General features: G+C 54.1%; 12 protein-coding genes and 2 pseudogenes. 4 read left to right on the plus strand and 10 right to left on the minus strand.

Features of this window, described 5'->3' with window-relative positions:
* Positions 1-16: 16 nt before the first annotated feature.
* Positions 17-784: a DUF6585 family protein gene (locus tag JMJ16_RS06175; protein ID WP_201379310.1), complete on the minus strand. Its 768-nt coding sequence runs from the start codon at positions 782-784 to the stop codon at positions 17-19.
* Between the two features lie 259 nt (positions 785-1,043).
* Positions 1,044-2,078: an acyltransferase domain-containing protein gene (locus tag JMJ16_RS06180; protein ID WP_201379311.1), complete on the minus strand. Its 1,035-nt coding sequence runs from the start codon at positions 2,076-2,078 to the stop codon at positions 1,044-1,046.
* A 76-nt stretch (positions 2,079-2,154) separates the two neighbouring features.
* On the opposite strand from JMJ16_RS06180, the gene JMJ16_RS06185 reads away from it, so the two are divergent.
* Entirely contained in the window at positions 2,155-3,180 is a 1,026-nt protein-coding gene (locus tag JMJ16_RS06185; protein WP_201379313.1) for a phosphotransferase, read from the plus strand.
* A gap of 97 nt (positions 3,181-3,277) precedes the next feature.
* On the opposite strand, the gene JMJ16_RS06190 is transcribed toward JMJ16_RS06185, so the two are convergent.
* From JMJ16_RS06190 to JMJ16_RS06205, 4 genes are all read right to left on the minus strand, one after another.
* Complete coding sequence (locus JMJ16_RS06190; RefSeq protein ID WP_201379314.1) at positions 3,278-4,045, minus strand: hydroxypyruvate isomerase family protein; 768 nt, start codon at positions 4,043-4,045, stop codon at positions 3,278-3,280.
* Positions 4,046-4,181: 136 nt separating this feature from the next.
* Positions 4,182-5,102: an LLM class flavin-dependent oxidoreductase gene (locus JMJ16_RS06195; protein WP_201379315.1), complete on the minus strand. Its 921-nt coding sequence runs from the start codon at positions 5,100-5,102 to the stop codon at positions 4,182-4,184.
* 143 nt (positions 5,103-5,245) lie between these two features.
* The gene (locus tag JMJ16_RS06200; RefSeq protein WP_201379316.1) at positions 5,246-6,535 is read right to left on the minus strand and encodes a winged helix-turn-helix domain-containing protein; all 1,290 of its coding nucleotides are present in this window, start codon (positions 6,533-6,535) and stop codon (positions 5,246-5,248) included.
* Positions 6,536-6,840: 305 nt separating this feature from the next.
* Positions 6,841-7,146 (minus strand): hypothetical protein, encoded by a 306-nt coding sequence (locus JMJ16_RS06205; protein ID WP_201379317.1) that lies wholly within the window; start codon positions 7,144-7,146, stop codon positions 6,841-6,843.
* A 219-nt stretch (positions 7,147-7,365) separates the two neighbouring features.
* Here JMJ16_RS06205 and JMJ16_RS06210 point away from each other — a divergent pair, with 219 nt between their 5' ends.
* Positions 7,366-8,604, plus strand: coding sequence for a hypothetical protein (locus JMJ16_RS06210; protein ID WP_201379318.1), 1,239 nt, complete (start codon positions 7,366-7,368; stop codon positions 8,602-8,604).
* A gap of 83 nt (positions 8,605-8,687) precedes the next feature.
* Here the strand turns inward: JMJ16_RS06210 and JMJ16_RS06215 are convergent, their stop codons facing one another.
* Complete coding sequence (locus JMJ16_RS06215) at positions 8,688-9,071, minus strand: aminoglycoside 6-adenylyltransferase (protein ID WP_201379319.1); 384 nt, start codon at positions 9,069-9,071, stop codon at positions 8,688-8,690.
* A 49-nt stretch (positions 9,072-9,120) separates the two neighbouring features.
* On the opposite strand from JMJ16_RS06215, the gene JMJ16_RS06220 reads away from it, so the two are divergent.
* Positions 9,121-9,627, plus strand: a complete 507-nt coding sequence (locus JMJ16_RS06220; RefSeq protein ID WP_201379320.1) for a hypothetical protein — start codon at positions 9,121-9,123, stop codon at positions 9,625-9,627.
* A 74-nt stretch (positions 9,628-9,701) separates the two neighbouring features.
* Entirely contained in the window at positions 9,702-11,048 is a 1,347-nt protein-coding gene (locus JMJ16_RS06225) for an ABC transporter substrate-binding protein (protein ID WP_201379321.1), read from the plus strand.
* Positions 11,049-11,335: 287 nt separating this feature from the next.
* Here JMJ16_RS06225 and JMJ16_RS53685 read toward each other — a convergent pair.
* The 3 genes and pseudogenes from JMJ16_RS53685 to JMJ16_RS06235 form a co-directional block, all read right to left on the minus strand.
* A pseudogene (locus JMJ16_RS53685) lies at positions 11,336-11,572 on the minus strand (FAD-dependent monooxygenase); the annotation flags it as partial.
* Positions 11,568-11,825 (minus strand): annotated as a pseudogene (locus tag JMJ16_RS53690) (FAD-dependent oxidoreductase); the annotation flags it as partial. The pseudogenes JMJ16_RS53690 and JMJ16_RS53685, both read right to left, overlap by 5 nt.
* A 58-nt stretch (positions 11,826-11,883) precedes the next feature.
* Complete coding sequence (locus tag JMJ16_RS06235; protein WP_201379322.1) at positions 11,884-12,357, minus strand: DUF1772 domain-containing protein; 474 nt, start codon at positions 12,355-12,357, stop codon at positions 11,884-11,886.
* Positions 12,358-12,428: the final 71 nt, after the last annotated feature.

The following is a 12,428-nucleotide window of genomic DNA, read 5'->3' on the forward strand; positions in this document are numbered from 1 at the left end:
GTGCGGCAGAGGATGTTCACGCTCCCTCATATGATCGGTACAAAACACCGGTGGAGAGCTGTTGTAATACGCGCTGGTTGGGAATATCCCCATAGGATATGCTGGCCCAATTAAAGATCTTCCCCTGCTTTTTCACCACTATGACCGTCCTCCCGAATTGTATCTCCTCGACCTCGTTCCAGGGCAGAAACTTCGTGTTGTAGGTAAGGCCAGATAGATCGAGGGTCAATGGCCCAAAGTAAAGTGGTTGCCCCTGCTGATAGGAGGCCCGCGCTTGCGGAAAGAGCAGGCGCGCGGCCTCCTCCTCGATCATGCTTCCCAGTTTTTGATTTATACGGAAGAAGAAACCAAGCTTAAACTCGCTGCCATCTTTCCGCTGAAGAGTGTAGGAGTGCGTAATACCATTTTTGTTCCGCGTCACCTTATGCCAGACAATGGCCATCTCCTCCCAACGAACGGCCTCAACGCCATTGGTACGCACCGCAAGCAGCCCGTGCTCATAGACATATATGCGCCTGTTGCGCCCTCTATAGAGGACAATTATGACCGTAAGGCAGCCCAGGATGACCAGGCCACAGATAGGAAGCCATATGGTGGCGAATGAAGCATCGTTGATAGGATGGAGATAAAAGTTTATAAACAGCATTACAATAGGAAACGAGCTCCAAATGAATATATACACCCAGATATTGGGCGCGAATTCTTTACGCAGTTCCCCTAGCTGATAGGTCCCTGCCAGCCCTTGAGACTCATAGAAGCGTGAATCTAATGGTGTAGGTTTCATTCTTTCCTCATCTGCACAGAAAAGGCAGGATAGGTATATGCTTGCACGCCTTTTCTTTCTATTACTTTCTAATAGACGCAGATCCTATGCGAAACTCAAACAGTGTAGGACAAGCCTCGGCGCTAATAAATTACGCGCCTACATATGCCGTTACCGTTCCAGGGTCGCGTGTCATACCATTTACACGCGACCCTGGAACGGTAACGGCATATGTAGGCGCGTAATTTAGCAGCGTCGGTCGAGAGCACGCTACTTCTCCTTAAAGCGTCGCCCACCCGGAGCGCATCTCCCAGTGCTTGCCAGCCTGTAGATGCTCGACGACGGCCCGTTCCAGCGTTGTGCGCGTCGGTAATTGATCGACAGACGACGTCCCATCTTGTCTGAAGACGAACCAGATCACGTCCTCATCGCCGATTTCGCCGCCGGGAACAAGGTGGAAGTGTCGCTGGAAGCGCACGATGTTGGCTGTGGGTGGGAGATAATCTGCAAGTTGGGGATCAAGTAGCCATGAGTTACAGCGCGCAAAGAGATATTGTTTCTCGGGGAAGTGGCGGGCGAAGAACTCGCGGGCCCAGGTGAGCGAGGCATCGCAGGCTGCCGGGTCTATTGATCCTCCCGATTCGGGAATATGGATGGAGAGCGCGGGCGCCTCAGGAAAGGGCTTTGGTTCGGGCAGACTATCGCCGTTCGCCTCATCATAGATTGGCCATTTGGGAGAGAAGCGCCACAGCTCAAACTGGAGGCGACCCAGCCGGTAGATGATCCCGCGAAAGTGTAGCGTCAGCCATAGGTGGCTGTATAGGCCCGCGTTACCATACACACGTCGGTGGATGGCGATATGTTCACCTAGATCGGCAAGAGTCGCCCAGGAGACCGCGTCCTCAATGCCTCGCTCCTGGTGCCATTGACGCACAGCAGGCACAGTTGCCAGGTAGACATAGATAAAGAAGAGCCTGCTCAAGGCTCCCAGGTGAGATGGGAGGCGGTGCCACTGACCATAAAGGGAGATATCCGATCTTCCCATGAGCGTCACCAGCTGCCTATGACAGTGTTGCAGCAGCCACCACAGCTCTGGATTGCGCTCAGGTGAGGGCCAGTTGGCGCGTAGCTCCTCCCCAGCCTCCGGCGCGATGCCCAGGTGCGCAAATAGCTCATCAATCTCATGCTCATCAGGTAAGCTTGCGGGCGGCGTAGGCGCCCCAATACGCTCCAACTCCGCTAGCCAGGGCACAAACTCCTCGCCCAGCCCCAGGCCGGTGCTTACAGCCTCCGCGTTAAGATCCAACCAGTTCATAACAACTCCTTCTGCTCATCATTTTCCTCTGCATATGATACTATTAAGGAGCACATAGAAGAAAGAGGCAGAAAAGATGCTCGATCACATGACGAAGCTGATTGCTGAACGCATCGCCCCGTGGGGCAAGGTCCCACTCCTGCAAGAGATCTTTCAGAGCGAAGAGCCAGCGACGGTAGCACGCCATATTTATGAGTTCTGTGAAGCGGAGTTGGGCCAGCAGCCAGCCGAGGCGCTCTTCTTCTTCTGTAGTATCGGCGTCGTCTTTGGGCTAGAGATGCCTGATGGGCAGTGTATCGTCATCAAGGCCCATAAGCCTGAGCGCCCCCTTACGTTCTTGACCCAGATGGGAAACGTACAACGCTATTTAGTTGAGCGAGGCTATCCCTGTCCACGGCCTATCTTAGGATCGCGTCCACTGGGGAGAGGGCTGGCAACCATTGATGAACTGATCGATGAGGGCGTATTCAGGGACGCGCACGAACCGGTGATTCGTAAGACCATTGCCACAGCTCTTCATGAACTGATCCAGCTCCTGCGCTATGTAGAGCAGGCTGGCATTGATCCAACGCCCTTTGACCTGCGCCTCCCATCCGATGTTCTCTGGCCCAAACCCCATAATGCCATCTTTGACTTTGAGGCCACGCGCGAGGGTGCGGAGTGGATTGACGAGCTGGCCTGGAAGGTCAAAAGAATCATCGAATCCGACGAGCAAGCACCTGTCCTGGCCCACGGCGACTTCTCGGCTAACCAGATGCGCTTCATGGGCGATCACCTGCGCATGGTCTACGACTGGGATAGCCTCACACTGCGCTCAGAGCTGGCCAGCGTTGGCGCTACCGCCTCCACATTCACCTATAGCGAACAGCCAGGCATAACCAACGTCGAGACTACCCACGTGGACGCCGCAGCCTTTATCTCCGACTACGAGGCGGCGCGCCAGCAGCCATTCACCTCGGAGGAGCAGCGCATCATTCAAGCGGCCACGCTCTTGGGACAGCTCTACAGCGCCCGCTGCCAGCACGCCCTGCACCCCCACGAGCACAAATACTCTCGCACCTGGTACGAACAGATGTGTGCCGAGTATGGGACCATCCTTTAATTGCCAACTTGAACTTTAATACTTTGGGTACATAATTCGATGTATATGTTGTACGGGCGTGGGCATCCGCCCACGCCCGTACAACATATACATCGAATTATATTTTTACATTACAGAGGGCATATGCTTGCTTGAGGGAGGTCAATGGGTCGCCGAGGGGGACGAATTCTTGACCGAGGTAGCCCTCGTAGCCGGTGGCTAGAATTGTGCGTACAATGGGTGGATAGTTGAGTTCCTGGGTTTCGTCAAGCTCATGGCGGCCAGGATTGCCCGCCGTATGGTAGTGAGCGAAATAGGCGTGGTGGTCCTGAATGGTGCGTATAATGTCGCCTTCCATGATCTGCATGTGGTAAATATCGTAGAGCAGTTTGACACGCGGCGAATTGACCATGCGGCAGACCTCGATTCCCCAGGCCGACTTATCACACTGGTAATCGGGGTGGTCGACCTTGCTATTTAGCAGCTCCATTACCAGCGTGACTCCGGCGTCCTCGGCGGTCCTGGCGACACGGCTCAGGCCCTCTGCTGTAATTTCGGCCCCGGTTCTGTCATCAAGCCCCTGGCGGTTCCCGCTGAAGACGATCACATTGGGGATGCCCCATTTTTCCGCCTGCTCGATGGTGGCGCGGATATCCCGCTCCAACTGTGCATGATGTTCGCGCCGGTTGAGCCCCTGCTCAATGGAGAGACCGCCATTGGTCGAGGCAATGGTTAGGCCGAACTCCTTGACCAGGGGCCAGTATTCTGGCTCGATCAGCTCAACAGCTTGATAGCCAATGTCGGCGCTGGCCTGTAGTAACTCGCGGGGCGCCAAGCCCTTGTTGGCGAAACACCACCAGGAAACCGCTTGTTTGATGCTGCCCATATGAGATTCCTTCTCCTTCTCTTGCTGATTATGTGTAGGGTCCATGCTGGCCTGGACTCCGAGCGAAGCGATATGCTCCAGCGTTGGGGGTCGGCCTGCTAGCCGGGCCAGTCCAGGCCAGCATGGACCCTACAATTTAGCGCCCGGTGACGGGGATTTTTTCCACGGCCGGGAGTAACTCAGTAGCGAGGAGATCAAAGGTCGCGGGATCGGCGGGAGCACCAATCATGACTTCATCGATCCCAAGCGTGGCCAGGGCCCTGAATGTGTCGAGCACTGCCGGATCCAGGTGCCCATTATGCGCTGTAGGCGCCAGCATGAGCGTGGTCTTCTGGATCTGCTCGTAGGGGCGATTCAAGTCCTCGCAATGCTTATGCAGAGTCTCCAGCTTGGCGCGCATGTCGTCAAGATTTTGTGCAAAGCCAATACTGACCACGTCAGCGTACCTGGCCATCAGGCGCAGCATCCTGTTGCCCTGGCCCGCGATCAAGATGGGGGGATGGGGCCGCTGGATATAGAAGGGGTCGCCCAGGGTGCTTGCGAGCTGATAATATTTCCCCTCAAAGGGCTTATCCTCGCCTGACCAGAGTTGCAAAGCCATCTGGAGCACCTCTTCTAAACGCGTCACGCGCTCGCCTGCCGGGGGAAAGGGCAGACCCATGCGCTGGTGCTCATCGGCGCCAAAACCAGGACTCGCGCCCAGGCCCAGGTATGCCCGGCCATTTGAGAGCGCGTCCAGCGTGTCCGCCGTCTTCACCAGGACTGCCGGGTAGCGCATGGTGATGCCAGAGACCATGGTGCTAAGTTTAATGCGGCTGGTGCGAGCCGCGATAAAGGCCAGCACGCTCCAGGCCTCATAAAAATCGGTCACGGCTGGTACCGAGCTACTCTCATCTGTTCTGAGCCAGGGAGTACTCTCTGGCCGCAGCGAGAAGTGGTCCGGCACTGTCAGCGTTGAGAAGCCTGCCTGGTCTGCCTGTTCGGCCAGGCCAATAAGATAATCGCTCAGGGAGCGATTTTGAGTTTTCGTTATGCCTACTTGTAATCCTAAGCGCATAGTTTCCTCCTGACGAAAAGCAGGCGTGCACGCATACGCATGTGCCTGCTACATTTCTTGCATTATCGCACAAACATGGGTGTCATCTGGAGTACTGGTGAAGAGTGCCAAAAGGATTGAGCTTTCGTTTAGCTGAGGCCTAGTCATACATCATCGGACTGCTTTGGGGAAGACGGTGAATGTTCAGATTCGCAGGCGCGTTGGCGCAGCAGCGGCTCGCGAATCGCCGTTGCATCCAGCTTGCTCGCGCCGAGAAACTTAACGAATCGAGCAAACCCACAAGCCAATGCCTCCGCAAAGGCCTCATCGTTGCCGAGAGCCTCATCCTCCAGCCACAAGCCGAGGATGACAAACGTGTTGGTCTTCCGGTCGAGTTTGCTGTCGAACCGCGCGACGAGCCGGTCGCCCCACAAAATCGGTAACGTGTAGTAGCCGAACTTGCGCAGGTGCTCAGGCTTATAGACCTCCCACACGTAGTCGAAGCCGAACAACACTTTGGCTCGCCCTCGCGCGCTGACATGATCGAGCGGTGCGAGGAAGACGACCTCTTGAGTCGTGGTTGTGTCCAGCGGCGTCCAGGCCTTGGGTACGCGCCCAGCGCTCACATCGCCCAGTACCTCGGCGTCGCTCCCGAGCGCGTAGTGCACCCTTTTCCAGCCTTCAACCTGCACCTCGATGAGGTCGCCGTCTGCCAACATCGCTCCGAGCAGCTTCTTCGCTGCACGATCCGACTCGCCGTGCCCGCGAAACGACTCGGCCACACGGCTCGGTTGCGACAGGCCGGAGAAGCTGACATCCTTCTTGATCAAGAAGCGGTCAGCCTCGGCCTCGCCGCTTTCGCGCATGAGATGTGCAGGCGCGACCGTTTCCGTGAGGGCGTACACGCGCTCGAAGTTCTTGCGGTGGTGCGTCATCACTTCGCCGGTGCGCCAGAGATAATACAAGGCCAGCGCGCTGTCCTTGCTACCGCGATAATTCTGTGTTCGCGTTCGCGTTGCCATCTTGAAGTCGCGGTTGCTCACGGTGCCGCGCTCGCGCAGGATGGCCCGCATTTCGTCGATGGCATCGGCGTGTTCGCGCGCCATGCGGCAAATTCGCGAGTTGCCAGAGTGGCCATCGCGCTCGCGGCGCATGACAACGCGCCAGTGCGGCAGCTCGTCCATCGGCCGGACGGCCAGCCAGCCACCCCAGTCAAAGAACTTGCGCTGCTGATAGGCCAGGTCTTCCCACATGCCAGGCGTGTAATCGAGGACGCGGCTGTGCAGCTTAATGTCCTGGCTGCGAGCGATGATGTGCAGCGGGTCGAGTTGCAGGTACTCCATTGCGTGCATGGCCTGCTCGGTGCCCTCGATGCCTCGCCAGCGCCGCCCGGGCCACAAGCCCTGTTTGCCGAGGATGAAGCGACGGGCTGTCTCGATGTTGATGATTAGCATAATGACCTCTTTTTGAGGGATGCCCAAGAAATATGGCCTGTCGCTTACCTGGCACCCTCAAAATGTTTGAGATATGAAGAGTAGAATAAAAGCATATTCCTCTGCAGGAATGTAGCAGAACTCTTGAAGAATGTAAAGCGTTTAGAGAAGTATGTAGGGAGGCTATCCCTGACTAAGGCAATCGAATCGTACTTTGCCAAAAACGGCAGGAAATCAAAATCATTGAGTGGAGATATATATGCAGCAAGAAAGAAAGAGGCAGGAGTCTATTTCATCACATAAGCCTGGGCGACAAATGGTATGGCTCATGGTCCTGGGCTTTGGGGTATTGCTGATTCCAGTTGAATACTTTCTGGGAACGAACTCAGGATGGGCGCAACGACCTGGGGTAATATCTCGTGAAGCGCGAGTGTCACCCGGTGCGCCCAGGTCAGGCGTTCAGGCGAGCGCCAGGGCGGGCTTACGCGCACAATCACGTCACCCTCGTTGGTCATGACTCGCCAGATCAGGCACTCATCTCCACCCTGCAGCCGTTCGGCTTCTTCCAGCGTGATCCCATAAATCTGAGCAATCAGTGTCCGAAGCTTGCCTGGCAGCGAAAATTGTTGCATAGCTTTAACTCCCTCTTCAAGCTTGATATATAAAATGCATCCAATGCATTGCTTGGCTCACGTCAAAGTGCTGCTTTAACGCGTTAATAATGTTTGTATAAAGAATATACGTTATACTTATGCAGAGAACCATAAAAATTCTCTCTTCTATTTTGCCTCTGGTGTCATTCCTCTCTTAACCAAAGAGGGTACGCTTTTCATTCAGAAAGGGAGTTTTGTATGAAAAGATTGTTCCTACTCATCCGAGATTTTGGCGTCAAAAGGCGCTTCTTGCTCGCCCTCGCCCTTGTATTTCTGCTTGTGGTTGTAGGCGTGGGGTATTCGTACAACTCGCTTGTCAGCGCGAAGCTCGCACAGCCACAGGACCTGCAAGATGCTGAAGCAGACCATGAGAGCCTTAGATCTCAACCATTGAGCAGCACGGGAAGCTGTGGTGTGGAGCGCTGGGCGGTCAAAACAGGTACAGATGCCGATATTGGCCTGGTCAATCTCCAGTCAATCACCCCAACCACGATTGCCACCTTAACTGCTTTGTCCGCGCCAGGCACTCTGCCAGCCAATAACCGTATCCAGCCAACCGAAACCACCGTCTACCAGGTCCAGGGAACACTGACACAATACAAGTTGGAGAGCGACTCCGACTATCACCTGATCCTCAGCGATACATCGGGCAAGACCATGATTGTCGAGATTCCAGATCCAGCCTGCGTCGGCTCCTCCAGCCCGTTGATGTCGGATATTCAGAAGGCCCGCACGGCCTTTGATGCCCGCTATAATGTTACGAGTAGCTTCCAGACTGCCAATGTCCCTGTGACCGTTACTGGTGTCGGCTTCTTTGACTTCCTGCATGGTCAGACGGGCGTTGCCCCCAACGGCATTGAACTGCATGCCATCCTTGATATTCAGTTTGGCAGCGGTAGCGGCGGAACGCCAACCCCCACTCCAACGCATACGCCATCTACTACACCTACGCCCTCTCCAACTGGGACGCCGACGGGCAGCAACCTGATTCAAAATGGTGGTTTTGAAGCGAGCGGCAACTGGACCTACTCGGGTTCGCCTAATCCGGTACGCTCGACCACTCAGAAACACAGTGGAAGCTACTCGTTGCGTGTCGGTGCCACCAGTGGTCAGCAAGGGGATTCAATCGCCTACCAGATAGTGACTATTCCCAGTACCTCTACCAGCGCGTCGCTCAGCTTCTACTACTGGCCAACTACCAATGACTCTAGCACGTATGCCTGGCAGGAGGTAGATGTCATTAACAGCAGCGGACAGGTCGTGCAGCAGCTCTTTAAGAAGACTGCTAACGACCGCGCCTGGGTGCAGGCAACCTTCAATCTCTCCAGCTATGCGGGCCAGACGATTGGCATCCGCTTCCTGGACCACGAGAACTCTAACAGCCAGTCCTACTATGGATATATGTATGTCGATGACGTGTTTCTGACCGCGAACTAAAATCACGCCGGGCGTCAAAGCAGTCGAAGCACAACAAAGAGAGAGGCATTCTTAACTTATCGAGAATGCTTCTCTACTTTTCTTCATCGAGCAAGAGTTAACTTTACACGTTCTGCCAGTTCTTGAGGCCAGGCATAGCTATGCTGTGTGGCCAGGTTGCTACATACTTCATAGGCCAGGTTGGCAGCATTTTTAAGGGCATCGGCCATGCCATTGAGAGAAGCGCTGGCTGGAAGGCAGGCATTGAGCTGACTCAAGCGCTTGGGAGAGAGGGCGCGTTCAATGCCCTGAGGTGCTGGGTATCCATGCCAGTGCGAGGTAGCGCCAGCTTCCAGCCTGAGAAGCCTGATGAGTGGAGGCACAACGGTGACATGAAAGAGCTGACGTGTCCCCCATTGATCACCACGCCGTAGCTTGCAGACGCTATCGAGCAGGTAGTACCAGAAGCTCTGAGCTTGTCTGCTCAAAGGCCTCTCGCAGATCAGTAGGGAGCAGCTCATCAGTATTTTTGTCATTGTGACCCTGGTGTTGGTTGCCGTCCTGGGCATCGGTGTGGTCGTTGGAAGAAACCTGGCTCTCCCCATTCTCCGAGCAGTGATGTTGCTACGGGAAAGCAATCTTGCCCTCAAGACCCTGGCCGATGAAGAGAGCGCAGTGGTAGCAGAACAATCCTGGATGGTAGAAGCCTCCCAGGTGGCGTTCAAATCGGTCCAATACTATACCAACTCTACATCTGTCGCCGCCCAACGTATCAACGCATTAAGCCAAGATCTTGTCCGAGATATTCGTTTCCTCAACAGAGAAAAGTTGCAAAAGGCGCTCAATGACATTGCAGAAGCGGCATCTTACATCGAACGCTCAATCAAGCACCAGGAAAAGATGAACGACAAGCTGGAAACAAGCCTGCGTGTCACGACTCAGGTGACAGAGCAGTTGACGCGAGGCGCTACTTCGACAAATGAGGCAGCCAGTCAAATGGAATACATTGTGAAACAGCTCACCTCGGTTGTAGGAGAAAAGTGAATCCCATCCAGTCGAGGTGCCTATACAGAAGAAGAGAGCATCGCAAATAAGGGAAAAGGAAAAAGCTATACACTATGAACAAGATGTATCATCGTAGACACGTGATCAAGCGCGGGGTGAGTGGCCTCGCTGGCCTTGCTGTGTTTGGGCTTGTCGGTTGCGAGAGTTCGAACACAACAAGCACCGCATCCGCTACATCGGGCGCACTGAATATGCTTTTTTGGGGTTCCACAACACGAGACCAGCTCACGAAAACAACTTTCGATCTGTTCCACAAGCAAAACCCAGCATTCACTATCACCTCAGAGTATTATGGTTTTGATGTCTACTGGAACAAGCTGAATGAACTCATCGCCCGTGGGAATACACCTGACCTGATTCAGATGGATATGCGCTATATCGCGCAATATGTCAGGCAAAAGCGGCTCCTGGATCTGACCGAGATCATCTATAACCAGTCTATCGACCTATCGGACTTCGATCCACTCTTGCTTAGCAGCAGTAAAGTCAATAACACGGTGTATGGCATCCCTTTAGGTGGAAACTATCCGAGTCTTTTCTATGATACAGAAGCCGTCAACAAATCTGGAATAGGCCAGCCACCAGAAAATATGAACTGGGATGACTTTTCGGCCTATACGACTGAGCTGACGAAGGGATTGGGAGGTTCGGTGTATGGAACATTGGATGGCAGTGGAGAACTCACCAACTTTGAATTGTGGGTGCGCCAACGAGGCAAAGAGCTCTATACTCGCGAAGGGCATATCAATTTTCGTCAGGAGGATGTGGGCGATTGGTATAACTACTGGAGTAAACTACGTGATGCTCGTGGCTGCCTCCCCTATAGCATTCAGAAAGGATTTGATTCCTCCGGCACACCGAGTGATTCCAGTATGATTAAAGGGAAAACGGTATTTCTCATTACCCACTCGAATTTGTTCGAGGCCTACCAGAATGGAGCACACGCTGTTTCGCCGACGCGGAAATTGGGGATGATTGAGCCGCCAACAGGAGGAAATGGGGCAAGCCCGGGCCTATACCTCAAGCCCTCTCTCTTATTAAGCATATCTGCGACGACGAAGTATTCACAAGCGGCGATCAAATATACGAACTTCATTCTCAATGATGTGAGTGCTGTAAAGGCCCTTGGTATAGAGCGTGGTATTCCGGGGTCTACTAAAGCCACCAATTTGCTCAAACCTCAACTCTCAACTGTTCAGCAGACAATCGCAGAGTATGTCTTCCGTTTGTCTAACAGTGAGAATAAAACTAGCGTGAAAGCTGTGCTTGACCCGCCAGGTGGGGGTCAGGTTGCAGACCTCTTGAAGAGCATTGCCCACGATATTGCTGGGGGGAAACGTTCAGTCTCTGATGGAACCCAGACCTTCTATACACAGGCAAAGAAGATCGTTGGCGGCTAAGTGAAGCGGCAAAGAGCCTGCTCCCTCTATATGTATGATAGTACTTATGGGGTTTTAGAAAAGAGTCAGGCAATCTGCCACTCGAACGAAACGTCATGCGCTGCTAAAGCACGCGCGGCCCTCTGGATACTAGTCGGTCCTACGCCCGTCGGGAGTGAGGTCCAAAAGATTCCAGAATGGGTCCACCGTATCCAGGTGACGGGGAGCCTGTCCCGGATCGGGCGGTGCGTAGAGGAAAAAACTTCTCCGACCTTGCTTTCTTGCCTCATTGGCTATGCTCGTGGAAACTAACCTTCCTGGCGGGCATAATGAGCCATGAGATCGAGCATGCCTTGAGGCGCATCAGAGCGGAAGCTGAGGATGAGATTGCTGGCGGATGCAGCGGCGGCGGCTTCGCTGCGAGGAAATGACGCTTCTTCATAGAGTGCGAGCGCTGTTTCTATGTCGTCTGGATGAGCAAGAATGGCTTCTGCCAACTCTGCACCGTCAAGCATGGCGAGATTGGCACCCTCGCCAGCGAACGGTCCCGGTCTTGTCAAGAATACGCATGTCATCGCCACTTTGAATGACAATCTCTCTAAAAGCCTCAAAAAGCCCAGCCTTCCGTAAGGCAAGCTGACCCGATTCTTCGTGCATGTCCAGGACGCTCCCCTGATGACGGGCCGTCGCCGACGCTTCAAGCTCGTAAATCGTGGCGTCAATATCGTGCCTATGCAGCACGCTAGCGAGGGTGAGACCACCAAGGCCCGCACCGATAATGGTTATGTCTTTTTCCAATAGAGTGTTTTCCTTTCCGTTATTAACGATATATCCTTTGAGGCCGCATTCTCAAAGGTCAATGAACGGTCAGCTTGAGTGCCGTGGCCGTTAAGAAGAGCGCAAATGCCATGATCGCTACCCATGTACGAGCCCTATCGAATCGCTGCCACCGACTGACCAGCGTCCGCCAATTCTTCGGCGGCGCAGCAGGCTGCCAGGTGAGCACGGCTGCGTTGATGGGGGCCGTGCCGATGAGCGCGAGCAAGAAGCTGACGAGCACAACAAGCAGTCCTGCTAAGCGGAAAGTAAAGCCCTGATCGAACCCATCTAGAACTGTTATGGCAACTCCCAGGAGGATCGTCAGAATAAATATGGCAGGCATCAATATACGCAGGCTTCGTATCAGGGTTTGGCGTACCTGGATCTGCGACTGTTCGTCCAGAATGGCGGCGACTGCGTGCCCTACACCGTAGTCAATGATGAAAAGTGCGCCAGCTAAGATACCGGCGAAGAACAAGCTCACGAAGTCGAGGACGGTAGCAGGATTCATGCCTCTTCCCCCCTTTCATTTTTACCGCTATCATACAATGCGATATATCGTTATCTTTATTCGAAGCATAA

Source organism: Ktedonobacter sp. SOSP1-52 (assembly GCF_016587395.1).

What these genes read in the sequence shown, in the direction of transcription:
- JMJ16_RS06225 (WP_201379321.1), top strand. Translation starts at nt 9,702, where the DNA reads ATGAACAAGATGTATCATCGTAGACACGTGATCAAGCGCGGGGTGAGT.
- JMJ16_RS06210 (WP_201379318.1), top strand. Translation starts at nt 7,366, where the DNA reads ATGAAAAGATTGTTCCTACTCATCCGAGATTTTGGCGTCAAAAGGCGC.
- JMJ16_RS06195 (WP_201379315.1), bottom strand. Translation starts at nt 5,102, where the DNA reads ATGCGCTTAGGATTACAAGTAGGCATAACGAAAACTCAAAATCGCTCC.
- JMJ16_RS06200 (WP_201379316.1), bottom strand. Translation starts at nt 6,535, where the DNA reads ATGCTAATCATCAACATCGAGACAGCCCGTCGCTTCATCCTCGGCAAA.
- JMJ16_RS06180 (WP_201379311.1), bottom strand. Translation starts at nt 2,078, where the DNA reads ATGAACTGGTTGGATCTTAACGCGGAGGCTGTAAGCACCGGCCTGGGG.
- JMJ16_RS06175 (WP_201379310.1), bottom strand. Translation starts at nt 784, where the DNA reads ATGAAACCTACACCATTAGATTCACGCTTCTATGAGTCTCAAGGGCTG.
- JMJ16_RS06205 (WP_201379317.1), bottom strand. Translation starts at nt 7,146, where the DNA reads ATGCAACAATTTTCGCTGCCAGGCAAGCTTCGGACACTGATTGCTCAG.
- JMJ16_RS06190 (WP_201379314.1), bottom strand. Translation starts at nt 4,045, where the DNA reads ATGGGCAGCATCAAACAAGCGGTTTCCTGGTGGTGTTTCGCCAACAAG.
- JMJ16_RS06235 (WP_201379322.1), bottom strand. Translation starts at nt 12,357, where the DNA reads ATGAATCCTGCTACCGTCCTCGACTTCGTGAGCTTGTTCTTCGCCGGT.
- JMJ16_RS06185 (WP_201379313.1), top strand. Translation starts at nt 2,155, where the DNA reads ATGCTCGATCACATGACGAAGCTGATTGCTGAACGCATCGCCCCGTGG.